At 38.9% G+C, this 23,145-nt stretch carries 21 protein-coding genes and 2 tRNA genes; 9 read left to right on the top strand and 14 right to left on the bottom strand.

Annotation, left to right across the window (positions count from 1 at the left end; all coding sequences use genetic code 11):
- Window positions 1-74 precede the first annotated feature (74 nt).
- The 4 genes from F9K23_17835 (at window position 75) to F9K23_17820 (ending at window position 3,467) form a co-directional block, all read left to right on the top strand.
- Complete coding sequence (locus F9K23_17835; GenBank protein KAB2913217.1) at window positions 75-662, top strand: DUF5071 domain-containing protein; 588 nt, start codon at window positions 75-77, stop codon at window positions 660-662.
- On the top strand, window positions 655-1,179 hold the full coding sequence (locus F9K23_17830) for an NAD(P)H-dependent oxidoreductase (GenBank protein ID KAB2913216.1): 525 nt from the start codon (window positions 655-657) through the stop codon (window positions 1,177-1,179). Before F9K23_17835 ends, F9K23_17830 begins: the two co-directional genes overlap by 8 nt.
- 18 nt (window positions 1,180-1,197) lie before the next feature.
- Entirely contained in the window at window positions 1,198-1,812 is a 615-nt protein-coding gene (locus tag F9K23_17825) for a hypothetical protein (protein KAB2913215.1), read from the top strand.
- Between the two features lie 146 nt (window positions 1,813-1,958).
- Entirely contained in the window at window positions 1,959-3,467 is a 1,509-nt protein-coding gene (locus tag F9K23_17820) for a T9SS type A sorting domain-containing protein (protein ID KAB2913214.1), read from the top strand.
- Between the two features lie 5 nt (window positions 3,468-3,472).
- On the opposite strand, the gene F9K23_17815 is transcribed toward F9K23_17820, so the two are convergent.
- From F9K23_17815 to F9K23_17805, 3 genes are read right to left on the bottom strand one after another with little or no spacing between them, the layout of a single operon-like run.
- Entirely contained in the window at window positions 3,473-4,747 is a 1,275-nt protein-coding gene (locus tag F9K23_17815) for an MFS transporter (protein KAB2913213.1), read from the bottom strand.
- A 25-nt stretch (window positions 4,748-4,772) separates the two neighbouring features.
- Window positions 4,773-5,255 carry a GAF domain-containing protein gene (locus F9K23_17810; GenBank protein KAB2913212.1) on the bottom strand — a complete coding sequence of 161 codons (483 nt, stop codon included), beginning with the start codon at window positions 5,253-5,255 and terminating at the stop codon, window positions 4,773-4,775.
- Between the two features lie 2 nt (window positions 5,256-5,257).
- Window positions 5,258-5,494, bottom strand: coding sequence for a hypothetical protein (locus F9K23_17805; GenBank protein ID KAB2913211.1), 237 nt, complete (start codon window positions 5,492-5,494; stop codon window positions 5,258-5,260).
- A gap of 196 nt (window positions 5,495-5,690) precedes the next feature.
- On the opposite strand from F9K23_17805, the gene F9K23_17800 reads away from it, so the two are divergent.
- Window positions 5,691-6,248: a DUF1572 domain-containing protein gene (locus F9K23_17800; protein ID KAB2913210.1), complete on the top strand. Its 558-nt coding sequence runs from the start codon at window positions 5,691-5,693 to the stop codon at window positions 6,246-6,248.
- Window positions 6,249-6,251: 3 nt separating this feature from the next.
- Here the strand turns inward: F9K23_17800 and F9K23_17795 are convergent.
- The 4 genes from F9K23_17795 to F9K23_17780 all read right to left on the bottom strand — a co-directional run bounded on the left by F9K23_17795 (window position 6,252) and on the right by F9K23_17780 (window position 8,281).
- Window positions 6,252-6,324: transfer RNA gene (locus F9K23_17795), tRNA-Thr, on the bottom strand.
- A 216-nt stretch (window positions 6,325-6,540) separates the two neighbouring features.
- Window positions 6,541-6,759: a hypothetical protein gene (locus F9K23_17790; GenBank protein KAB2913209.1), complete on the bottom strand. Its 219-nt coding sequence runs from the start codon at window positions 6,757-6,759 to the stop codon at window positions 6,541-6,543.
- Window positions 6,756-8,126: a hypothetical protein gene (locus F9K23_17785; GenBank protein ID KAB2913208.1), complete on the bottom strand. Its 1,371-nt coding sequence runs from the start codon at window positions 8,124-8,126 to the stop codon at window positions 6,756-6,758. The genes F9K23_17790 and F9K23_17785 overlap by 4 nt, the downstream gene beginning before the upstream one ends.
- 81 nt (window positions 8,127-8,207) lie before the next feature.
- A tRNA-Pro gene (locus F9K23_17780) sits at window positions 8,208-8,281 on the bottom strand.
- Between the two features lie 489 nt (window positions 8,282-8,770).
- Here F9K23_17780 and fusA point away from each other — a divergent pair.
- Window positions 8,771-10,849, top strand: a complete 2,079-nt coding sequence (gene fusA, locus F9K23_17775) for an elongation factor G (protein ID KAB2913207.1) — start codon at window positions 8,771-8,773, stop codon at window positions 10,847-10,849.
- Between the two features lie 24 nt (window positions 10,850-10,873).
- Here the strand turns inward: fusA and F9K23_17770 are convergent, their stop codons facing one another.
- The 5 genes from F9K23_17770 to F9K23_17750 form a co-directional block, all read right to left on the bottom strand.
- A complete protein-coding gene (locus F9K23_17770) occupies window positions 10,874-11,554 on the bottom strand; it encodes a DUF2306 domain-containing protein (GenBank protein ID KAB2913206.1) in 681 nt (226 codons plus the stop codon).
- Window positions 11,508-13,025 (bottom strand): YARHG domain-containing protein, encoded by a 1,518-nt coding sequence (locus F9K23_17765; protein KAB2913205.1) that lies wholly within the window; start codon window positions 13,023-13,025, stop codon window positions 11,508-11,510. The genes F9K23_17770 and F9K23_17765 overlap by 47 nt, the downstream gene beginning before the upstream one ends.
- Before the next feature lie 82 nt (window positions 13,026-13,107).
- Window positions 13,108-14,442, bottom strand: coding sequence for a hypothetical protein (locus tag F9K23_17760; protein ID KAB2913204.1), 1,335 nt, complete (start codon window positions 14,440-14,442; stop codon window positions 13,108-13,110).
- A gap of 280 nt (window positions 14,443-14,722) precedes the next feature.
- Window positions 14,723-15,154 carry a hypothetical protein gene (locus F9K23_17755; protein ID KAB2913203.1) on the bottom strand — a complete coding sequence of 144 codons (432 nt, stop codon included), beginning with the start codon at window positions 15,152-15,154 and terminating at the stop codon, window positions 14,723-14,725.
- A 157-nt stretch (window positions 15,155-15,311) separates the two neighbouring features.
- Entirely contained in the window at window positions 15,312-17,501 is a 2,190-nt protein-coding gene (locus tag F9K23_17750; GenBank protein ID KAB2913202.1) for a prolyl oligopeptidase family serine peptidase, read from the bottom strand.
- Between the two features lie 160 nt (window positions 17,502-17,661).
- On the opposite strand from F9K23_17750, the gene F9K23_17745 reads away from it, so the two are divergent.
- On the top strand, window positions 17,662-18,315 hold the full coding sequence (locus F9K23_17745; protein ID KAB2913201.1) for a DUF2306 domain-containing protein: 654 nt from the start codon (window positions 17,662-17,664) through the stop codon (window positions 18,313-18,315).
- Window positions 18,316-18,376: 61 nt separating this feature from the next.
- The gene (locus tag F9K23_17740) at window positions 18,377-18,907 is read left to right on the top strand and encodes a tetratricopeptide repeat protein (GenBank protein ID KAB2913200.1); all 531 of its coding nucleotides are present in this window, start codon (window positions 18,377-18,379) and stop codon (window positions 18,905-18,907) included.
- Between the two features lie 163 nt (window positions 18,908-19,070).
- Here the strand turns inward: F9K23_17740 and F9K23_17735 are convergent, their stop codons facing one another.
- Both F9K23_17735 and F9K23_17730 read right to left on the bottom strand, forming a co-directional pair.
- Entirely contained in the window at window positions 19,071-19,802 is a 732-nt protein-coding gene (locus tag F9K23_17735; protein KAB2913199.1) for a response regulator transcription factor, read from the bottom strand.
- Entirely contained in the window at window positions 19,799-20,872 is a 1,074-nt protein-coding gene (locus F9K23_17730) for a hypothetical protein (protein KAB2913198.1), read from the bottom strand. The genes F9K23_17735 and F9K23_17730 overlap by 4 nt, the downstream gene beginning before the upstream one ends.
- A gap of 196 nt (window positions 20,873-21,068) precedes the next feature.
- Here F9K23_17730 and F9K23_17725 point away from each other — a divergent pair, with 196 nt between their 5' ends.
- Window positions 21,069-23,129 carry a S9 family peptidase gene (locus tag F9K23_17725; protein KAB2913197.1) on the top strand — a complete coding sequence of 687 codons (2,061 nt, stop codon included), beginning with the start codon at window positions 21,069-21,071 and terminating at the stop codon, window positions 23,127-23,129.
- Window positions 23,130-23,145 lie beyond the last annotated feature (16 nt).

The following is a 23,145-nucleotide window of genomic DNA, read 5'->3' as shown; positions in this document are numbered from 1 at the left end:
TTGTTTCGGGATATCATTGATAATAATAATTCTAGTCTACACTAATTAGAAAATTCTATATTTTTACTTTAACTATGGAAACATTGGATCAGCTTCTTTCAAAAGTATCTTGGGATAAGACTATTGAAGAGCAATTAGACACATTACACCTATTTGATACGATTACTGGAGAACAAATTGATGAGTTAACATCAGGCAAATATGTCAAGTCAACAGAGGCAGGAATCGTTATGCAATACTTAGGTTTTGAAAAACTAAAACATAAAACCGACGAATTGTTAGAGTTTATTCAAGACATGAACTGGCCTGCTGCTGGTTATGTAGCTCATGCCTTAATACCTGCTGGAGAACAAATAATACCCAACATTAAAAATGTATTCAAAAATTATGGTGATGATAAAATTTGGGTTCATTGGATTATTGGACAAATAATTCACCAATGGGAAGATAGATTTATAATTCTTTCCAAAGAGGAGTTATTAAACATTTTAGAAGAGGGGGATGAAGAGGGAGCTTCATTCGAAGCTTTAATGTGCTTGAAGAGAATTGTCACAAAAGATGAGTATTTTATTTTAGCTAATGAATTGCTAATAAAATTAAAGACTTATAAGCACATGGAGTATGAAATACAAGAGATAGAAGAAGAATTAAAGAATTATTGATTTGAATACATTAGTAATCCTCGCCTCTGCCCGCAAACACAGCGATACCCAAAAGTTGGTAGAATTGGTGTTTAAAGACACTGAATACACTCTTTTGGATTTACTGGATTATAACATCGCACCATATAATTACGAGGAAAAATACCACGCAGATGATGAATTTTTAAGAGTAGTAGAGCAAATGCTTTCGCACCAACTGATTGTGTTTGCCACGCCTGTATATTGGTATGCTATGAGTGGCACTATGAAGATATTCTTTGACAGACTAAGCGATATTGTGGGCTCGCAAAAGCACTTGGGCAGACAAATGAAAGGCAGATATACTACACTTATCACCATAAGCAGCGACAAAGATTTACCCGAAGGTTTTGAAGTGCCTTTTAAAAGAACTTCAGAATACCTTGACATGAACTATATAAACGGGTTTTTTAACCCAAGAAAATCCCTTATAAATAGCCCACAAGAAGTACGAAAAGAAGCATTGCTGTGGCTGGATAAAATTAAGCCATATATTTAACTATTAATCGATAACTAAATGCGTGAAGATATTGTTGCCATTTTTGCTTTTATTCCGATAATAATAATACTGGTAATACTTAAATATTACCTACCTCCATTTCTACGAAAACGCAGAAAAGAGAAGGCTAAAAAAGCATTAATAGAAAAACCCAACGATACACTGATAGTTATACACGGAAAACCTAAAAGTGTTAGTAAAGCTATTATCGAATTTATTGAGGAAGCAAATTATGAAGAACTTGTAGTAACCATGCGCCTTTATGCCACAGCTGAAAACACTTTCGCAATTACTTTTCCGTATGATGTTGACTTTGGAGTGTTTTGTAGTTGTGTAAATTTTTTACATTACCCAATAGGAATAAAAGAAAACTTAAATGTTATTGGTTGGACTACTCCTACGGGTAGTGAAAAAGTTAAAAATCCATATAAAGACAAAAAGTGTATGGTATTTGTTCCTGCTGATGATAAAGAATATGACATGGTTTCTTTAACTACCTCTGAAAACATTGGTTACGATATTAGCGTTAGTAAAACCAATGACATTTTTCTCGATATCCCTAAAATGAGCTATAAAGAGCCTGCTTATAAAATAGATGAGTTTGCTAACTATCCTTACAAAGATTTACAATAGCTTCTAATTTAACTTCAACCTACCACTTATATCGTTTCCAAATAGTCTAAATCTTTATCAAAGGTTTCGGGTACAGCAAGTTGCTAAACCTATGTGGACTAAACTTCTGCTCTTGTAATTTCGTCTTTTAGTTAAATTCGTTATAGATGAAACCTCTTTACTTACTGTTATTTATTCTCTCGGTTTTCTCAATTAAAGCCCAAAACTGGCAGGCGGTATATAGCGACCACTTGGTATTTTTTGATAACAGCCTGCAAGCAATTAAAATAGTAAGTATCAAAGTTGATAGCGCTGGAGACTCTACATTTAAAAACTACCCACAGTTCTTAATGGATTCAATCGGCATAACAGAACGCATTTATGGTAGAATAAAAGACTCTACTTCTTGGATAGGTAGAAGAATACACATCAAAAATAACGGATACAATGGTTTCGTAAATGACAGTAATGAAACGATTTGGCTTAATACACTGGCTGGAATTAACGATACATTTACGTTTTTTGATAATAAAAAAGTACTTATCAAAGGGTATTGCAACAAGATACTTTATACCGATACTTTAGGGATAATTGATTCTGTAAAACAGTTTAAATTTATATTCAACGTCAAGCCGGGATTTAATTTTAAGTTTGACACTACGCGGTTGAAAGGGTTTGAAATATTGCTTTCTAAGCATTATGGTTTGTTACAAACTCCCGCATTTGGGAGGATATGGTTCTCAACCTCAGGGACTCTTTTGTACGAACCTTTTCATATTTATTCCACTAAAAATTATTTTACCAACCGTCGTTTCAATGACTTTGATATTGGAGATGAATACGAGTATAAAATCAAAAATGACTATCAGCGTGACCATATCTATGAAAACAGGTATTTCTATAGCGTTATAAATAAAGAAAATGTATCAGGTACAGATAGTATTAAATACACATTTTTAGTACGCAGGCACAGTTTGCATACTTACAAAGCTTGGATTACTACCCCTAATCCATCTGTACCTTGGTATTGGGAAACCGAGACAAAACACTTTGTTTATAATGAAACCAAAACCTTACCAGTTAATGATGAACCTGTTAACGGCTGGCTTCCCGGGCAAGTAGAATTGCGTAACAGAGCCTTTTTTAACAAAGTGTTTCACATTTGGGACAGTTGTGATTTAATGATAGAAGATCTGTTTTTGGGCCATTTGATTGACACGATAGATAAGTTTATTCAGCCTCCTTTTGAACAAAGTGGTGGAAAAGATTATCATAGTCGTATCGGGTATTTAGAATGGTTTTTGGACGGCTCAACAGGTTCGTCGATTCCTGTGGGAGAACAATATGATATTTATTATAGAAACTTTTGCAACACACAAAGTGGAACGCCTTGGGCCAAATACTATGTGTACGGAGTTGGAATAGATGAAGTCGAAAGTAAAGAAGATGTTGCTGTGTACCCTAATCCGGCACAAAACATAGTTTCAGTCCAAGCAAACCAAATACAATCAGTAAAACTGCTTGATATTAACGGAAAAGAAATACCGATTGCGTTCACCACTCAGTCAAATGGTGCAACTGCTGATATATCTGCGCTTGAAAACGGGGTGTATTTTATCGTTACAGAAACTGCCCACCATCAAAAAGGCTTGAATAAGCTATTAATCTATAAATAAACAACTTATACTGTCTCCAAATAATCCAAGTCTTTATCAAAGGTTTCGGGTACAGCAAGGGTGGCAAAAAAGGCCAATCCGAGACAGACAGAACCCACCACAATGGCTGCGGTAACAGCTCCTGCACTGTTGAGTATCATCCCGAAAAAGAAGGTAATAGGCACTACCGCTCCGCGTACAAAGTTGGGAACGGTTGAGGTAACCGTGCTGCGCAAATTGGTGCCGAACTGCTCGGCGGCTATGGTTACAAACAACGCCCAATAGCCTGTAGCAGAGCCTAACAAGAAGCAAAGCAGGTTAAACTGTCCGTACGATATATCAAAACGCAGCAAGTACACCACCACCAGCACAATAATACCGATGATATACCCCAATACTATTTTCTTACGGTTTCTGAACCATTGACTCAATAAGCCGCTTATTAAATCACCGAAGGACAGCCCCAAATAGGTGTACATGATGGCATCGGCTACTAATTGTTGTTTCTCAAGTCCGGCAAAAGTCTCTGCATAAAACTTGTGAGAAAAGTTAATCAACACCCCTACCACAAACCATATCGGCAAGCCAATCAATATACAGTTAAGGTATTTTACAAAGCGTTTACGCTCAGTAAACAATGATAAAAATGCTCCTTTAGGAACTGTAGACGTTTTGTGCAAACTTTCAAACATTCCCGATTCGTAGGCACCGGCCCTCATCAGCAGCAACAGCATACCCAACACACCTCCCAGCAAGTAAGCTATTTGCCAACCCATTAAATTAACCGATAGAAGCCCGTTTAACCATCGGGCAATGTTCTCCCCTTCTTTCCCGATTGTAGCCGCTAAAACAGCTCCTAATGCGCCAAACGTTACAATTATCATCGTTCCGTATCCGCGCTTTTCGCGGTGCATGGTTTCGGCCACAAGGGTAATCCCTGCGCCCAATTCTCCCGCAAGCCCCACCCCTGCTATAAAACGGTATATCGAGTAATCAACAATGCCTGTGGCAAAGGCGTTTACAATGTTTGCCAATGAATACAATAAGATGGAACCGAAAAGTACAGAAACACGGCCTTTTTTATCGCCCAAAATACCCCATAAAATACCCCCTAACAGCATACCGCCCATTTGACAGTTGAACAACAGTTTTTCGTATTCAAATTGCTGTTGGCCCACAATGCCCAATGCTTCAAGACTTTTTAGCTTAATTACGTTGAAAAGAATAAGGTCGTATATATCTACAAAGTAGCCCAGAGCCGCTACGGTAATTAATAGGGAAACGTTTTTGGGTTTCTGCATCAGGTTCACAGTTAGTTATGAACCGCTAAATAAACTTTTTTCCTGCAAGTTGGGCTATCTGCTCCAAATAAATTTTATCGGTGTCGTCAAAAAAGGTAAGGTGTTCACTGTCTACATCCAGCACTGCTACTACCTCGCCGTTGGCAAATACTGGTACCACTATTTCTGATTTAGAGGCTGAACTGCAAGCAATGTGCCCGGGGAACTCGTCCACATTAGGAACAAGAATGGTTTGGGCTTGTTGCCAAGCGGTACCGCACACACCTTTACCAAGGGCAATACGGGTGCAGGCAACCGGACCTTGAAACGGTCCTAATACCAACTGATTACCTTTTACAAGATAAAAGCCCGTCCACCAAAACCCGAAGGATTGGTGAAGGGCTGCTGTAATATTGGCTAAATTGGCCGTAAGGTCTCCCTCAGGCTCAATCAGCGCATCAATTTGCGGTAAAAGGGTTTTATACTTCTCTTCTTTAGTAGCCGAAGAAGGTATTACCAATTCTTCCATACTTAGTGTGCAGCGGGAGCAGCAACCACAGGAGCAGCAGAATCAGTTTTGGCCGAATCAGTTGCAGCAGGTTTTGCACCGCCTTTAACGTAATCAGGATTGATTTCAGGGCCTTGGTCGGCCGCTTTCTCTTTGTACTCTTTATTACGCTCCAATGAAGATTGGGCTTCTGGTTTACCATAGTGGCAGGCACTTACGGCCAATGTTGCGGCAGCTAAAATAACAGCAAATTTGTTCATGCTATCAGGCAGTTTTTTAATTACGGGTGCGAATATATAAGGTTTTTTGTTTTGAAACTTTATAAATACGCAAAATGCACGCTCACAGGCTCACATTCTTATTCTTCCAGTCAAATTCACGTTTTGTCCATCCTGCTATTACTTATGATTGATGACTTTTGAATAACAATTATTCACCGTAAAATCCCTTACACCAATGCAACCTACCTATTTAGAAGGCGTAACCAAACTTTTCGGCTATTACAAAAGCCTGGGCGACAAAACCTTTGCACAACTGAACGATGAAGATATTCAATGGCAATACAATGCAGAAAGTAACAGTATTGCTATGGTAGTGAAGCACATTTGGGGCAATATGCTTAGCCGCTGGACTGACTTTTTAACCTCAGACGGAGAGAAACCTTGGCGGGAAAGAGATGCGGAGTTTGAAAACGACATTACTACAAAGGCAGAAATGATAGAAAAATGGGAAGCCGGCTGGAAATGTTTGTTTGACGCACTGAACGCATTGAATGAAAGTGATTTAGATAAAATCATCTACATACGGAATGAGGGGCATACGGCATTGGATGCCATCAACAGGCAGTTGGCTCACTACCCCTATCACATCGGCCAAATAGTATATATCGCTAAGATGATACGGGATGAAAGCTGGAACAGCTTATCGATACCCCGCAACCAATCAAAAGAGTTTAATGCGGAAAAGTTTGGTCAGGATAAACAACAAAAACACTTTACCGACGGAATGAAGTAATAGAGCCCCCCACGGGACTTGAACCCGCGACCCTCTCATTACGAATGAGATGCTCTACCAACTGAGCTAAGAAGGCTTGTATATCAAAATTAAGTAATTGGGTTTATTGCTTAACCGCCCCTAAGAAATGATGATAATAGTTTGACAAATATTTCTTTCACCTGCCAGCATTCACAAAACTATCTACCATTTTAAGTACAAGACACCTCATCCACACATTTCAGTAATGGGTTGTTAAGGTGTTGCTGTAATATCATGCTAATAACCACCCAACTATCTATTTATTTGTGTTTTATAGCTCTTTATTAAATAAAAAATGTAAGTTATTAGGAAGCGTGTTATACAACACTTTTGCACAATACTCAAGTGCAGGGAATTTTATTTTTTGACTCAGCAATTCACTGTTAACGGCTTTGGCCAATGCAGGTATATCTTCTAATCCTGCTTTGCCGATAGCTTTTTGTAAAAAAGTTTCGGCGATTGCCTTGCTATGAACTATTTGTTGTGTCATAGTAGAAACCTAATTAGAAAGAGAAAGAGGAAGAGAAGAAGATAAATTGCTAATACAATAATCACTTTTAACTCGTTGTTAGATTCCTTTCGGGTGCGCTCACCTAATTCTTTTATATATTCTTGATAACTGCTATCCAATACTTTTTCTTTTTTACTTTCCCCTTGCTTCTTATTTCTATTAACAATGACATTGTTTCTATAAATGATTTCGCTATACTTTTCTCCATTCTCAAGAAATGAGACTGCATAACCATCCACCTGACCTTCTTCATTATATTGAACAATACTTTGTACTACACCGTTTTCATACCAAAATTTCCAGTTACCTCTTTTAATACCCTTCTTGTAATGCTTTTCAAATTTTAATTGCCCATTCTCATACCACTCTTTCATTACTCCATCCAGTTCGTCATTCGTATAAAAGGATTCCTGCTTTGTCTGACCATTGCTATAATATGTTTTATAAACACCATTTTTAAAATACTTATACAATGGGCTACCTTGGTTTTTAAGCCTTTCTATTATTCTGTCTTTTTCAAACCAATTCTCAAATATGTGCTGAATTTGACCCGGAAGCATTTTGGCATCAAGAAACTCCAAATCATCAATATCATATTGGCCATCAATATAACTTAAGTTCTCTATTGCTACTACAGGTGGATAGCATAAATGTAAATTATGATAAGCTTTTAGTTTATGGTGTCCGTCAAGCACAAAATAGCTTTCGTAGCCACCAAAAGCAATGACAAAAGGTTTTTTACCCGCTTTAATCTCCTCTTCATAAAACTTAACTCTACCTTCATCAATCTCACTATCGGGTCTGGTTGCTACAAAATAGAATTTATGTAACGGATAAAATGATGCTGTATGAAATTCAAAAGTCTGATTTTTATAATACTCCCTATATCTAATATCATTGTTTTCAATAAACTCTTTGAACTGTTCGTCAAGTTTATCTTTTTCTTCAATTTTCAAACTATGCTGAGGGAGTTTAATATCCCAATTATCGTTTATGACTTTTTCAGCAGGAACATAAATTCCATTATCTCTAAAAAACTCGCCTTGATTATTGTTGTAAAACTTTAGGGAGTACCTGTCGTTGTCAAATAATTTAAATAACGGGGATAGAATCGTGTATAATTCCTGCTCGTTGTTTGTATAATCATTATACAGGCAATCTAAAATCATATCCCTTACCTGTTTTCTATATTTATCATCGCAAGGCAAAAGACACATATATAGCGCTACCGAACCCTTACACTCGTCCCATACAATAGTAACTGGCTTGTCAATTCTAAAATACTCTCCTCTTCCCAAAGGGCGTTTTGATATTATGCCAAGTCCATCTGTAACTTCAAATTCCATCACCCAAAATTAACTGTATTACCCATTAACCACAGTATGCTTTTGTGTATTTAAGAATATAAACGTAGTAAATTAAAACAGTCGGGGTGACAGGATTCGAACCTACGACCTCTTCGTCCCGAACGAAGCACGCTACCAGACTGCGCTACACCCCGATGCTTGTATTACAAATATAATTGTTTGCCCAATGTGAACTTAAATCAAAAAATATTGAAATAATAAAATGGGGACGTTACCTTTGCACAAAATAAACCCGTGATGAACACGCGTACATATCGCCAACCCCTTGCCTGCAATGCTGCTATTACTGCAATGATTGCAGCAACGCATATCGTCTTTATTAGAGACGGGGAGGCAAAACTACGTTCGGGATACAAAGGTTATTACTATTAATAGTTAAACTATTTTATACAAAAGCCTTCGCCGAACCGGTGAAGGCTTTTTTGTTTTCCTCCCCTTGCACCGTATTTTAAATTAAACAATACACAAATATTTATAACACAAATGGCATTAGTAATAAAAACATTGATAACCCTTTATAAACGATACAACACGTAGCGTAGTGGAAATAGTGTTTTTGTGCTATAAGCCCCTCGTTACTGCAACAAGGGGCTTTTTTTATTTACCAATTAACGATTAAAAAAATGAAAACGATAAATAGATTAAGAAATATAGGGATTATGGCTCATGTGGATGCAGGGAAGACAACTTTTACCGAAAGAGCACTGTATTATACAGGGTTGACCCATAGAATGGGCAATGTTGACGATGGTAATACGGTAATGGATACCGACCCTCAGGAAGGCAAGCGGGGCATCACCATATCATCGGCGGCAGTTACTACTTATTGGAAACTTGACGGCGAGAACTACCAAATAAACATTATAGACACGCCCGGCCACGTTGATTTTACTGCCGAGGTAGAACGCTCGTTGCGGGTGCTTGATGGTGCTGTGGCTGTTTTTTGCGCAAAATCAGGTGTGCAACCCCAATCAGAAACCGTTTGGCGACAGGCGAACCGTTACAATGTTCCCCGCATTATAATGGTGAACAAAATGGACCGACAAGGTGCTGACTTTTTACGAGTGGTGAATGAGATACGGGAACGTTTAAACACAAACGCTGTCCCTGTTCAGCTTCCCATTGGTGCTGAAGACAGTTTTGCGGGTGTGATTGACTTAATAGCGATGAAAGCCATATTTTGGGACGGTGATGATGGTAAGTCGTTTTACCAAAGCGAGATACCTGAACAATTGCTACAAGAAGCAGTTACATGGCGCACTCAATTACTTGAAGAACTGAGTCTTACAAACGAAAGTATTTTAAATAAATACCTCGCACAACAGGAAATAAGTACGGGTGAATTGCATACTGCGCTGCAAAATGCAACTTTACAACAGCAGCTTATCCCTGTGCTTTGTGGCTCGGCTTTTAAGAACAAAGGCGTCCAGCCTGTTATTGATGCCGTGGTGAGGTATTTACCTTCTCCGGCTGATATAACTACTATAAAAGTGTATGAAAACGAAACCCATGCACCTGTTGAGTTAACAACCTCTGAAAATGCTCCCTTTGTTGGGCTTGCATTTAAGATTGTTACCGATGACTTTGTAGGTAAGTTAACCATGGTGCGGGTATATACCGGTGTTTTGAAAGCCGGTGATACGCTTATTAATAGCAGAACGGGCAAAAAAGTACGCGTAGCACGTATCATGCGGGTGATGTCGGCCAAGACAGAAAGTGTTGAACAAATAAACACGGGTGATATTGGTGCCATAATTGGTCTCAAGGATGTGAAAACAGGCGACACACTTTGTGGCGAAGGTATTTCAATAAGTCTTGAGAAAATGGAGTTCCCTGAGCCTATGATTGGGTACGCCATTGAGCCAAAAACTACCGGTGACGGTACACGATTGGGCGAGGCACTTTCGCGCCTAACCGACGAAGACCCAACCCTTACGGTTGAGATAGACACTGCAACTGGACAAACCATTTTGAAAGGAATGGGCGAACTGCATTTGGAAGTAGTGCTTGAAAAACTGGCAACTGAGTATAAAGTTGAGGTGAAGAAAGGACAACCACAAATATCTTACAAAGAGTATTTGAGGAAACCTGTGATACACCGCACTGTTTTGAAACGCCAAAACGGAGGTTCGGGTAACTTTGCCGACATCAGCTTTGAACTGTTGCCCGGTGGTGAGGGTCAGCAGGGACTTGAGTTTGTGAATGAAATAAAAGGCGGAGTGATCCCGCGTGAATTTATTCCAAACGTGCTAAAAGGCTTTGAGCAGGCAATGCAAAAAGGCTCTTTGGCAGGTTACCCGCTTCAATCTTTAAAAGTGAGGCTTTTTGATGGTTCGATACACGAAAAGGACTCTCATTTACAGGATTTTGAAGAAGCTGCCCACATCGGTTTCAGAGATGCTGCTAAACTTTCTAACCCCGGTCTTTTAGAACCTGTAATGGAAGTTGAAGTAATCACTCCCGATGAGTTCACCGGTGCTGTTACGGGCGATTTAAACCGCCGTCGCGGACTTATCAAATCGTTGGATTTGAATGGTGACGGACAACGTATTGTAGCGTTAGTTCCCTTGGCAGAGTTGTTTGAGTATGTTACGGCACTTAGAACCCTAACATCAGGGCGAGCATCAGCCACCATAACTTTCAACAGCTACCAACCTGTTCCCGATGGTATCGTGAGCAGTTTATTAGCACATTCTACTTAGTAGTACAGCAAAAATCCCCAAGTATTAATTTGGGGATTTTGCTTTTATGATTGCAGGTTTTGCGTCTTTAAACAATACGTATAATTCAAACAAAACCCAATTCGGCAGCCAGCTTGCATACACTACAAACAAGTAGGTATTAGGCGTGTAAGCGTCAAAAACAACCACTATCAAATAATAATACACCCTTAAAAACACAGCCAATAGTGATATGATATAGCTACGCTGCATATACCGTTGGTGTTGCTGCACATTCTTCTTCCTAATTTCTAAATAGGCTTTGTAAGTAAACCACCACCACAAAACCGATGCTATAACAAAACCGCCTTTAATCCACCAGTTACCGGTTGCATAAATGCCCATTACTAATGCCGATGGAGCTGAAACAAACAATACCAAGCCAATGTATAATTTGCCCAGTAAACGGTGTGTGTTTAAATACTTTGCCCTAAAAATTTTGCTAAACTGAAATAACCCTATAACAAGGATTGCCGACGATATGCTGATATGCCCGTAAAAGAAATACGGATAAATGGTTTGATAAAATATTTCTTTTTTATCGCTTAAAAAGCCTGAATTAAAATTAGGAGTATAATAACTAAGTGATTTAACAAAAATAAACAGCGCATTTAGGCCAACTATAAGCCAAAACATCCCTTTAAGGAACAATAGGGATAGTGCCTTCGCTTGTTGAAACATAATCATCGGGGTTGGCTTTCACTTTTTCAATAGTAGCGGTAATAAAGGCAATGTTTTTCCTATCAACATCAGTCAATAAGTCATCAACATTCTTCAGTTTACCCCTGTACCATTTTCTTTTACCAAAATAGTTTTTCCACTTTTGTTTGGTAAATATCATTCCGTAATCGGCATATATTTCATTTTTCATCACCTCCAAATCTTCAATCGTAAGGTGTTCATTAATAACAGCATTTTTTTCTCCATCGTCGTTAACGAACTTTGCATAACAGCCTCTTAAATAACTTTCATCTATCACCAGAAACTGAGTGAACGCAAACCGTCTTTGTGATGATAATTCTGTTATCTCACCGGTAGAATCAATCCAGTAATAAAAAAATTCAGGGTATGTATCGTAGGTAGTGTCCTGCGATTTTGTGTCGTAACTGTATTGATACGTTTTTACTTCAAACAACGAGCTGTCAACAAAACGGGTTTTAAACATATCGGCCTTATCACCGCAGGGATAAGAATACATATAAGGTTTGTAGTACTCGACCATAGAGATTATTTTTCCCGCTGAATCCATTGTTACAAGGTTGGTTTTGTTGGTTTCATATCCCCTTGCATCCAACCCTACTTCGTAATATTCAGCAAAGGCAGCCAGCAAACCATCCCAAATACTTGTAACCTCGGTCACTTTAGCTTTACTCTCTGCAATGCCAAAATCAGTTTCTTTTTCAATAACAATACGTTCAATTTGTTGAGGTAAAAAACCTAACTCAAACAAGTATGACGGGGTAAAAACAACCGCCCTACCCTCAACCAAATCATCTTTGTATTGTTTATAATTTACAGGTTGTAAAAACACAATATCTTTACTGTTTACATCAAATTTCCAAGCAAGGGATGCTTTTGTTAAATAGGGTGAGACAAAAGCATCGGGGTTATCAAAACTTGCTTCGTCAAACGTCTCCGCTCCCTCACTCGTTATCACACCAAATTTTCCGTTCAACTTAACTTGTACAACTGCACCACTAAAGTCAACGGGATAAATGGCCTCGTATTTAGCTTCAGCAACAACATTTCCCTCCAAATCATACAATCCGAATTTCTTATAGTCTTCAACCTCAATCAGCCCTTTTACCGTACCTCCGGGGTTAAATATTTTACTGTATTTAACGGGTACGATTACTTTTCCGTGTTTATCAACCACACCTTTTTTTGTTCCGTTAGACACGTAGAAGAAGTAGTTGGTATCTAACACACAGAAGTATTTTACAGAATCGTAGCTTTTAGAAATTACCTCTAAATAGGGTTTTATTTTGGTATATACTTCAATATCAACAAACTTTCCGTTGTCTTCTATCTCGTATTCAATGGGTTTTCCATTAGCAAATTTATCGCTCTTTTTAAGTTCTTGTTTTGCCTTCTTTGAACAGGCAAACGCAAGCAGCAGTAATGATATAACCGTTATAATACCGGACTTTTTTAACATAAAAACGGGTTGGCTGAATATTTTACAATATTAGCCAACCCGCTTGTATGTTTCGTATTATTTTCGATTAAGCAGACTTTAATTAGTCTATCTCTTGTCTGAAAATTGAACTGAGTTTGTACTTGTGAATGAATAAATCACTTTCCGTTTTCGTTCCTGCTTTCAATACATACAAAATATCATCTTTGGCATAAAAAGCATTTCCTGCATCAAGATGCACCGGCGATGAGTATATTACCTTAATTGGATTCATATTGTTATCAAACAATGTATAGGTATTCCATGTGGCGTTTTTTGCTTGCATCAAGTAATATTTATCCTTGTACCTATCAAAGTAAGTAACCAAGTATTTTAAATTATCAATATCATTAGCAAACAACACTGAATCGTTTTTATCCCATTTCCGTTTTGGACTTCCAATCAAATCAATATGCTGTATTTTGGTATTCTCTGATAGGTTGTAAATACCGGGAAACGTAATGTAGCTGCCCACAATATCATTACCATGTTCAAGCAAATGCATGTGCAAAAAGTAATAATCAGGCATGATGGCTGACTTTTCATTCGGAACCAGGAATGGTAAAAAGGAGTGGAACATCAACTCATGGTTTTTACCTAAAATAAATTTAGCATAATTATATTTTTTGGCCGCTTCTTCAGTATTAAAATAAATATAGGCTACAGGTAAAAAAACAGTATCTCCTTTAAATAACAGCTTTGCTCCACCTGTGTTATGAGTGATGTAAAAATCACTTTGTAAATGCTCTAACGGGGCTACCCAATAATCTGATATTTTTAAACTATCATCTAACTGAAAAATAACACAAGTATTTTTATTTAGCGTATCCCCTGCTTTATCTACGTAAGGGAATGAAAACTCAACAGTTAAAACAGTGCGACCCTCTTTAATTGTAATATTCTCTGGCTTAAACTCTTGATCGCCAAACATTCGGTCTCTTTTTAGATACTGTTGCCTAGCTTTCATTGATTTTGCAACCTGTACAGCATCCCCTTTATAAATTACATCATAAATTTTCTCTGCCCACTGCTTTTCATTTATAGCAAATTGCGATTCAATACTCCCTGTTTCAATATTAATTTTATGAACTCTTCGGCTATGCCTAAAATCCATTACAACACTGTACCTTTCGTTCTGATATGCCGCTATACCGGAATAAAATTTATATGCGGTGTCTAATCGAACTGTATAAAAACTCTTAACAGGCGCTTCTTCTTTTAACAACTGGAATATACTTTCTTCATCCCCGCATTCTTTGTTTATTATTATCTGTTTACCTTTCAATACACAGATAGAATTTTCTATCATGCATTTACTAAGTTCTTTATCCAAAATAATAGAATACCTATCTGCAAAGCCGTTTTCTTCTTTAAACACCTCCAAATCTTCTTTTGCCAAGCCATAAATGCAAAAAGCGACCTGATAACCCGCATCAACGGCATTATTAATTAGGTCTTCGTTCAAGTAAACGCAATTTTTACAACTGCTTGAATATAAATTGAAAAGCAGCGTATTTGAGGAACTATCTAGTTCGTTGCGATGAAGCAGAGTACCTGATATGGTTTGGTTTGCGCTAACACTGATAGGTGAGAACCAAACTGCAAATAAGAAAATCGTTAATGCCTTCATAACGAATAAATTTTACAATACCGGAGTTACTCCGATACACTTATCAAAGTTACTGAATTTGTGGATTTTCCATAACAACATCAACGCCATCTTTTTTAAACTTGATCTCACAGGTAGTTTGATCTGTTCCCCCGCAATTTACAACTCTTGTGTTTCCGTCAAAAGTAACGCTATAAGGGCCACATCTAACGGCCGTTCTGCCGTAAGCTACTCTGGCATCGTAACAAGACATCGGTCTAAAATCAACCATTGGGATCCCATCAATTTCAGGCGGAGAACTTGGCTGTAATGAATACGGAGTTGCTATTCCATAACTTCCGTCGGCATACACCCAAATATCAGAAGTTATCACCTTAAAAAAGCCCCCGTTATGTAATTCATATAATACAACAGGTTCCGATTGGCCATGAATAATTGTTTGTGATTTTGAATTGCTAGCAAACCCCAGCATAAATAATGCGATTACCAATAGTTTTTTCATGATAGCTAATTGATTGAATTATAACGTGCAAGTTTGATAAAAAGTATAAACAAAAATAGGGTGAAAACACCCTATTTTTGTTTAAATTAACTGAAAATTATTTCACATAATCATCAGTATCATTACAACTAACTAATTATTAGTAATTAGTTGTTGATTATTTATCAATATTATCCATGATATAATCGGTAACTTTTTGATACAAGTGTACACGGTCTTTACCGCGCACATTGTGTGCATGACCGGGATACACAAAGTAATCCATTTGCTTGCCTGCTTTTACTGCCTTTTTCACAAATTCAAGGCTGTGTTGCCATACCACCACATCATCGCTGGTTCCATGTATCATCATTAGTTTACCTTGCAAATTCTGTACGTAATTCAGCAGGTTATTGTTGTTATAACCGTCAGGGTTTTCAATAGGGCTGTCCATGTAACGCTCGGTGTACATAATCTCGTACATCTTCCAATCAATTACGGGGCCACCTGCAATACCTACTTTAAAAGTATTAGGCGATTTCAGCATCAGCGTAGTTGTCATAAACCCGCCAAAACTCCATCCAAAAACAGCCATTTTATTAGTATCCACAAACGACTGACCTTTAAGATAATTAATACCAGCTAATTGGTCGGCCATTTCTACCGTACCCAATTGCCTGTGCATAGCACTTTCAAATGCAAAACCACGGTTGGCACTACCCCTGTTATCCAAGCCAAACACAACAAAGCCTTGCTGCGCCATATAGTTCATCCATAAATCGGCACTGTTCAAAAATCCGTTGCTAATCAACTGGAAATGTGGCCCTCCATATACATACACAACAACAGGGTATTTTTTATTCGGGTCGAAGTTGGTGGGCTTAATAACACGGGCATACAAATCAGTAGTTCCGTCGGTACTTTTAATAGTAAAGACTTCGGTTTTACCTAATTGGTAATCAGCCAACGGGTTGGGAGCGTTAAGTAATTGATGTACCTGCTTGCCTTTTTGAGCATCACGAATGCTGATAGTGCGTGGAACTTGGTAGCTGCTAAGGTTATCAATAAAATGGGTGTAGCTGCTATTAAACAACACGTAGTGCTTTCCAACTTCTGTAGCCAATTCAGTAATTTTTCCGCTGGCTATTTCAACCGCATACACGGTGTTATCCAAAGGGCTTTTGGCAGTTGATGTGTAATAGGCAAATTTGCCTTTCTCATCCATCCCCAAAAGCTCAGTAACCATCCAATTGCCTTTAGTAAGCTGGCGGATTAATTTTCCTTCAGTATCGTATAAGTATAGGTGGTTAAATCCGTCGCGTTCGCTTTGCCATATAAACTTATTCTTATCGTTTGATAAGAAGGTTGCAGCGTGTTCAGGTTCAACCCAACGGTCGCTTTTCTCTTCAAAAAGTATCTTATCCAACTTACCTGTTACAGCATCGTAGCGTTTCAGGTTCATAATATCCTGCTCACGCATTACACAGGCTATGTAAATGTATTTATCATCCGGACTCCAAGAGATGTTAGTAAGGTATTGTTCTAGCGGCTCTCCGGTTTCTAAAAATACAGTGGTGTTTTTTATCGCATCGTACACCCCCAGTTTCACTTGATGGCTCGCTTGTCCTGCCATCGGGTATCGGAACGATGTATTTACACCAGGATATGAACCAAAACCGTAGTAAGTAGCTTCGGTAACCATGCTCTCATCCATTCGGTAATAGGCAAGTTTATAACCGTCGTTGCTCCAAAAGGTACCTTTTGCAATACCAAACTCGTTACGGTGTACACTTTGGCCGTTTACTATGCCCGGTTTATCATCTTTGGTAACAGGGAACGCATTGCCGCTGCGGGGTTTAATGTATAAGTTATTGCCTACCGTATAGGCTGCATTTGCAGTTGCTGCATGACGATCGATGTTTTGAGCATCATCTGCAAGCATGTTTTCAAGCACCAACGTACGGTCTTTATAATTGTACTGATAAAAGGTCTTACCGTCGCGGATAATTAACAGATTATCAGAATCTAACCATTTAATATCAGTAGGGAATTCTTTGAATTTTGGCGTTTGCTGGCCGGGTGTACCAATGGCTTGTTGGTTGGCCAAGGCAAAGTTTATATCATCTACCAATATGCTGGTATGGCTTTGGCTTTTATAATCAAAAATGGTGAGGTAATTGCCCTTCACGGCATCTTCAACCATCCATGACACAAGGTTGGTGTTGGGTATCCACGAAAGATTTCTAAGTGTGGCCGGAGCTAACCTACCCCGTTGCTCCATAATGCACTCCTCAATGGTAAGTTGCCTGTTTTGGCCAAAAGCCTGCAACGATGCCAAAAGTGCTGCCGCTATAATTATTTTTTTCATTTACTACTTATGTGGGGCACAAATTAAGGTTTTTTACCCTTTTTGACAGCCTATTACGTTTTATCGTGCTCATATTATGTTTTATCCTGCTTTATAGATTAACCATCGCGTTTTAATAGGGTGTCGTTTTGCTTACCGCAATATTTGCATACCTAAAACTATGAACACATTAATTATTCTGCTTCTTGGTATTCATATTACTGCCGGTATGCTGGCTTTGGTGTCTGCACCAATTGCCATTGCACTTAGAAGCAAAACACCCCGACACCGTATTGCAGGCCGAATATACTTTTACAGTATGCTTGCTGTAACTGCCACAGCACTTGTAATTGCTGCTTATAAAAATATTCCGTTTTTGTTTTTGGTAGGTATTTTTAGTTTTTATGCCATTTGGGATGCCCGTCGCTCATTAGCTTTAAAGTTTTTGCACGACGGACAAAAGGCAAAATGGTACGATTGGGCCGTGGGGCTAATTACCCTATTGTTTGATGTGTTGCTGGTTATATACGGCGTTTATATTCTTACTTCAGGCGATGGTATGGGGTGGGTGGCATTAGTGTTTGGGGGGATTGGCTTATTTACTGTTGGTAAAAGTTTACTTCGCTTTATAAAACCGCCTAAAGACCCCAGACATTGGCTTTACAGACATTTGCAAGGCATGCTGGCGGGCTATATTGCCACTGTAACAGCTTTTATGGCTGTTAATATCAAATTTTTGCCTCCGTTGATGGTTTGGTTATTGCCCACTGTAGTTGGCTCAGCGGTAATTACTTACCTTATGTTCAGGATAAAGGGCGGAAAAGAACACTATTAACATTAGCATAGCATTTGTGGGTGTGTGATACGGACAAAATGCTTTAATTTTGCCTACACACATGAAAAAACTAAAACTGCTGCTTTGCGCTTTATTAATTGTATCACTTTGGGCTTGCAATGCCGAAAAGAAAAAGCTGAAACAAAAAATTGAAGCTGCCGAGGCTAAAGATAAGAAGCACAACCCCGAGCTTGCCATGGCAAGGGCTGAGTTATATGCTGAATATGCAGATAAGTTTGCTGATGATACCCTTGCTCCTCATTACCTGTTTAAAGCAGCTAAAATATACGAGCTGACCGGTAACTTTAACCGCAGTATTGAGTTATACGTAAAACTTGATGATAATTACCCCAACCATGCGCTTGCTCCCGAGGCATTGTTTTTTGAGGGTTTTATTTACGAAACCGCCTTGCAGGATTATCCCCGTGCAAAAAGTGCTTTTGAAGAGCTGATAAAGCGTTTTCCCAAACACCAATACGCCGAAGTAGCTAAAGTAAATCTACCGCACGTGGGCACTATACCCGATTTTGCTAAAGAATTAGAAACCGGACCGGCGGAAGATTCAACTACCGACTCGGTACAAAGCAACTAACTCCCCTTTCGGAAAATTTACTAAAGTTAAGTCAACCTAGAGGTTTGACGTAGTTACAAATTAATTCAAACCAACCAAAGAAATTGGCAGGTGCTATATGCTAATCTATAGGGCTACAGTAAATCGTTTTGAATAGGCAGATTGAGGTGGTAATGGTAAACGTTTAGCGTTTTATCCAATGGTCTTTTATTACCCTGTCAAAAAAGTCTTGACGGTAACGTTCTCCTACCGGAATTTGCCTTGGACCAACAAAAATTACGTCGCTATCAACCTGTGAAATATGGTTTTTGTTTACTATGTAAGATTTGTTTACCCTGATAAAGGTATCGGGGGGTAATTGGTTTTCAATCGTTTTAAGATTCATAGCTGTAACTGTACGTTCACCGCCTGTGTGAATGATTGAGTAGTCTTTCAACCCTTCAATCACATTAATATCTTTTAAGTACAGTTTCACAAACTTGCGGTCGGCACGCACGTACACATGATCGTCATCAGTAATAGCAAGTGCTGCCATCCCTGCGCCGCTGCTGTTGCCTTTAGAAAGGTTGTAAATAGCTTGCGCCTTCGTGATTGCTTTAAAGAAACGTTCAAATCGAATGGGTTTAACCAAGTAATCTACCACATCCAGTTCAAACCCTTCAAGGGCATACTGCGGATATGCAGTGGTAAAAATTACCATCGGCGGGTTAATTAAATTTCGTAAGAAATCAATCCCGTTCATGCGCGGCATTTCAATATCCAGAAAAATAAGATCTACCTGATTGCTTTGTAAATAAGCACCGGCGTCTACCACGCTTCCAAAATTCTCTTCCAGCGATAACGAAGGAATTTCGTCGATTAAAAGGCCCATGCCTTTGCGGCCTAATGGCTCGTCATCAATAACTATGCACTTCATTCAGCTTGTAATTGTAAAAATACAGTATAGGTTTCTTCGGTTTCGGCAATCCTAAGCTCGTGCTTGTTTGGGTAACCCATTGTAAGACGCTTGGAAAGGTTACTTAACCCTATCCCGTAGCCATGAGTTTTTCCGTTTAGCAGAGTTGTCGGTTTGCTGTTCTTAACTTTAAGATACACTAACCCGTCATTACGTGTGCTGAGTGTTATAAAAACATAACCTTTTTCCATTTTTCCCAATCCGTGCTTGAATGCATTTTCTACCAGGGGTATAAACAGAAGCGGCTCTATCAGTATGTTTTCAATGGTTCCTTCTATGTCAAATCGTATGTCTGCATCGTCTTTTCTTACCTTCTCTATCTCAATAAAATTTTTAATGTAGGCTATTTCATTTTCTAAAAACACCTTTTGCTTATTGCAATCTTCTAACTGATATCGCATCAAATCCGCAAGGTCCAAAATCATGTTAGGCACTTTATCGGGCGATGTTTTGCTGGTTACATACAGACTGTTAAAAGTATTAAACAAAAAATGCGGGTTTACCTGATGTTTCAGGTTGCTTAATTCGGCCTGTAGCTTTTCGTTTTCAAGTTGCACAATTTTATTTTCATCCGTCAGCCACATTTTAAACATACTAAACGCCCAACCTACCCCGCAAAACATAATAAACGTAATTGCATTTATTACCATATCGCGTATACGGGCTCCATCAAACACAAACAGTGTCATAAATTCATCCCAAGTAGCTGAGTATATGGCTTGCTGTATTGCATAGCCGGTGAAAAAAGAGGCGTACGTAAGCACTAAATACAACACAATGCGGTTTTTGTATAACAACCGCGGCATTAGTACCAAAAAGTTAAAATATATAATAGTTACGTATGAGAAAGCATATGCCGCTAATTGAACAACCGGTTTTACACCTTCACTAAAATAACGCCATCCGAAAGCTGTCCAAAAAGCCAGTATAAAGCAAATGTATATAGTATGACGCAGCCATCCGTATTTTGGCTGTAAGAGGTATTTCATCCCCTTATTATTATATAGTGCTATACCCGAAAATTTGCTCATGCTCAACCTACTAATGTATTCTTTTTACGACCGTTTGATTGGTTTTTATATACCAGTACCGAATATAGTTATATAAAACAGCACAAACTATATATAACAACCTAATGTGGCAACTACCCTTTTACTTTTAGCAGTCAAATGGTGTTGTTGGTACAAATTATCCCTCTAAACAACTCAAATTAGTATCTTGGCAGGCATGAAAAAACTGTATTTACTGCTGTTGGTATTGTACAGCGCAGCAATTGGGGCGCAAACCCCGCTTACCGCCGAGTTAATGTGGCAGTTTAAGCGCATTAGTGAGCCACAGGTATCCCCCGATGGAAAACTGCTGATATACTCAGCCCGTAGCTATTCAATAAAAGATAACAAAGGCGCCAGTGTATTGTATTTGTATGATTTGGAGAAAAACACCCAAACTGTTTTGCTGGATAGCTTAACTAATCCCATGCAGGCTCGCTGGAGACCTGACGGTAAGAAAATTGGGTTTATGTGTGCTAAAGAACAAGGGGTGCAGTTGTGGGAGATAAACACTGACGGTAGCGGCTTGAAAAGAGTAACTAACATTAGTGGAGGTATTAACTGGTATAAATACAGCCCTGATTTACGAAACATCGCCTACGGACAAGATGTGAAACTGGATAAAACAGTACAGGATATTTACCCCGACCTTGACAAAGTGGATGCCCGCATTATTGACGGATTAATGTACCGCCACTGGACACAATGGAATGACTATACCTACAGCCACGTTTTTGTTGCTACGTATCAAGAAGATAACCTCATAAATACCGGCAAGGATATAATGGCAGGCGAAAAGTACCACAGTCCTTTGCACCCTTTTGGCGGTGAGGAGCAAATTAATTTTAGCCCTAACGGAAAGCTGATTTTATACACCAGCAAGAAACTATACGGCACACAATCGGCATACAGCACTAATAGCGATATTTATGTGTATGATATTGACGGTGCAACTACCACCACTTTAAAAGATTGTAGTCCCGGCTATGATAATGAACCACAAATGGCCGAGTTAATGGACGGTAAAGTTGGTAAAGTTGCTTGGCTGAGTATGGAACGCGCCGGAAACGAAGCAGATAAAAACCGTATTATGCTTAGTGATCTTTATGCCGCTGATGGACATTTGCTGCACAATGATGCACAAGACATTACCCAAGACTTTAAGTACAGCGTTGAAAGTTTTGTATGGAGTCCTGACAAGGATAAAATTTTCTTTATCAGCACCATTAACGCAACCAACCAGATTTTTGAATTTGACCTAAAAAGCAAGAAAACAACCCAAATTACCAACGGCCAACACGACTACAATGCTGTTGTGCCATACAAAATTGGTAAAACGCTGATGCTGATAGGGATGAAGAACAGCATGGCCAGTCCTGCTGCTTTATTTAAGGTTGATTTAAAAGGTACAGAAACCCCGCTTGAAAACATCAATTCGGCTCTATATCAAAACATTAAGTGGGGCAATGTGGTAAAACGAATGGTTACCACTACCGATAATAAGCAAATGCTTACTTGGGTGATTTACCCTCCTGATTTTGACAGTACTAAACAATACCCTACCCTATTGTATTGCCAAGGCGGTCCGCAAAGTGCCGTTTCGCAATTCTTTAGCTACCGTTGGAATTTTCAGTTGATGGCGGCAAAAGGGTACATTATTGTTGCACCTAACCGTCGCGGCTTGCCCGGTTTTGGCAGCGAGTGGAACGATGCGATTATGAACGACTACGGCGGCCAACCCATGCGCGACTATTTAAGTGCCATTGACGATGTTGCCAAAGAATCGTATGTAAACAAAGATAAATTGGGAGCTGTGGGTGCCAGCTATGGAGGTTACAGTGTGTATTACCTTGCAGGCATACACAACAAGCGTTTCAAATGCTTCATTTCACACTGCGGTATGTTTAATATGGAAAGCTGGTTCGGTACTACGGAGGAGATGTTTTTTGCCAAAAACGATAACGGTTACTACTGGCAAAACACTGCTAACTATGAGAAAAACTCACCCCATAAATTTGTGAAAAACTGGGATGCGCCTATTTTGGTAATTCATAACGAAAAAGACTTCCGTGTACCGATTAGCGAAGGTATGCAGGCATTTACAGCCGCCCAAAGCCTGAATATACCCAGCCGTTTCTTGTACTTCCCTGATGAAGGCCATTGGATTTTAAAGCCTCAAAACAGCATACTTTGGAACCGTGTGTATTTTGATTGGCTGGATATGTGGTTGAAGAATTAATGAATTTCCCCAATTA

This window comes from Bacteroidota bacterium (assembly GCA_008933805.1).
Classification (GTDB): domain Bacteria; phylum Bacteroidota; class Bacteroidia; order UBA8524; family UBA8524; genus SB11.
The sequence above is the reverse complement of the archived record's forward strand: the minus strand, read 5'-3'. Positions and strand labels throughout refer to the sequence as shown.

Coding starts and splice junctions, on each gene's coding strand:
- F9K23_17815 (KAB2913213.1), bottom strand. CDS start 4,747: ATGCAGAAACCCAAAAACGTTTCCCTATTAATTACCGTAGCGGCTCTG.
- F9K23_17805 (KAB2913211.1), bottom strand. CDS start 5,494: ATGAACAAATTTGCTGTTATTTTAGCTGCCGCAACATTGGCCGTAAGT.
- F9K23_17770 (KAB2913206.1), bottom strand. CDS start 11,554: ATGATTATGTTTCAACAAGCGAAGGCACTATCCCTATTGTTCCTTAAA.
- F9K23_17825 (KAB2913215.1), top strand. CDS start 1,198: ATGCGTGAAGATATTGTTGCCATTTTTGCTTTTATTCCGATAATAATA.
- F9K23_17800 (KAB2913210.1), top strand. CDS start 5,691: ATGCAACCTACCTATTTAGAAGGCGTAACCAAACTTTTCGGCTATTAC.
- F9K23_17835 (KAB2913217.1), top strand. CDS start 75: ATGGAAACATTGGATCAGCTTCTTTCAAAAGTATCTTGGGATAAGACT.
- F9K23_17735 (KAB2913199.1), bottom strand. CDS start 19,802: ATGAAGTGCATAGTTATTGATGACGAGCCATTAGGCCGCAAAGGCATG.
- F9K23_17810 (KAB2913212.1), bottom strand. CDS start 5,255: ATGGAAGAATTGGTAATACCTTCTTCGGCTACTAAAGAAGAGAAGTAT.
- F9K23_17725 (KAB2913197.1), top strand. CDS start 21,069: ATGAAAAAACTGTATTTACTGCTGTTGGTATTGTACAGCGCAGCAATT.
- F9K23_17750 (KAB2913202.1), bottom strand. CDS start 17,501: ATGAAAAAAATAATTATAGCGGCAGCACTTTTGGCATCGTTGCAGGCT.
- F9K23_17790 (KAB2913209.1), bottom strand. CDS start 6,759: ATGACACAACAAATAGTTCATAGCAAGGCAATCGCCGAAACTTTTTTA.
- F9K23_17765 (KAB2913205.1), bottom strand. CDS start 13,025: ATGTTAAAAAAGTCCGGTATTATAACGGTTATATCATTACTGCTGCTT.
- F9K23_17755 (KAB2913203.1), bottom strand. CDS start 15,154: ATGAAAAAACTATTGGTAATCGCATTATTTATGCTGGGGTTTGCTAGC.
- F9K23_17785 (KAB2913208.1), bottom strand. CDS start 8,126: ATGGAATTTGAAGTTACAGATGGACTTGGCATAATATCAAAACGCCCT.
- F9K23_17745 (KAB2913201.1), top strand. CDS start 17,662: ATGAACACATTAATTATTCTGCTTCTTGGTATTCATATTACTGCCGGT.
- F9K23_17730 (KAB2913198.1), bottom strand. CDS start 20,872: ATGAGCAAATTTTCGGGTATAGCACTATATAATAATAAGGGGATGAAA.
- F9K23_17740 (KAB2913200.1), top strand. CDS start 18,377: ATGAAAAAACTAAAACTGCTGCTTTGCGCTTTATTAATTGTATCACTT.
- fusA (KAB2913207.1), top strand. CDS start 8,771: ATGAAAACGATAAATAGATTAAGAAATATAGGGATTATGGCTCATGTG.
- F9K23_17820 (KAB2913214.1), top strand. CDS start 1,959: ATGAAACCTCTTTACTTACTGTTATTTATTCTCTCGGTTTTCTCAATT.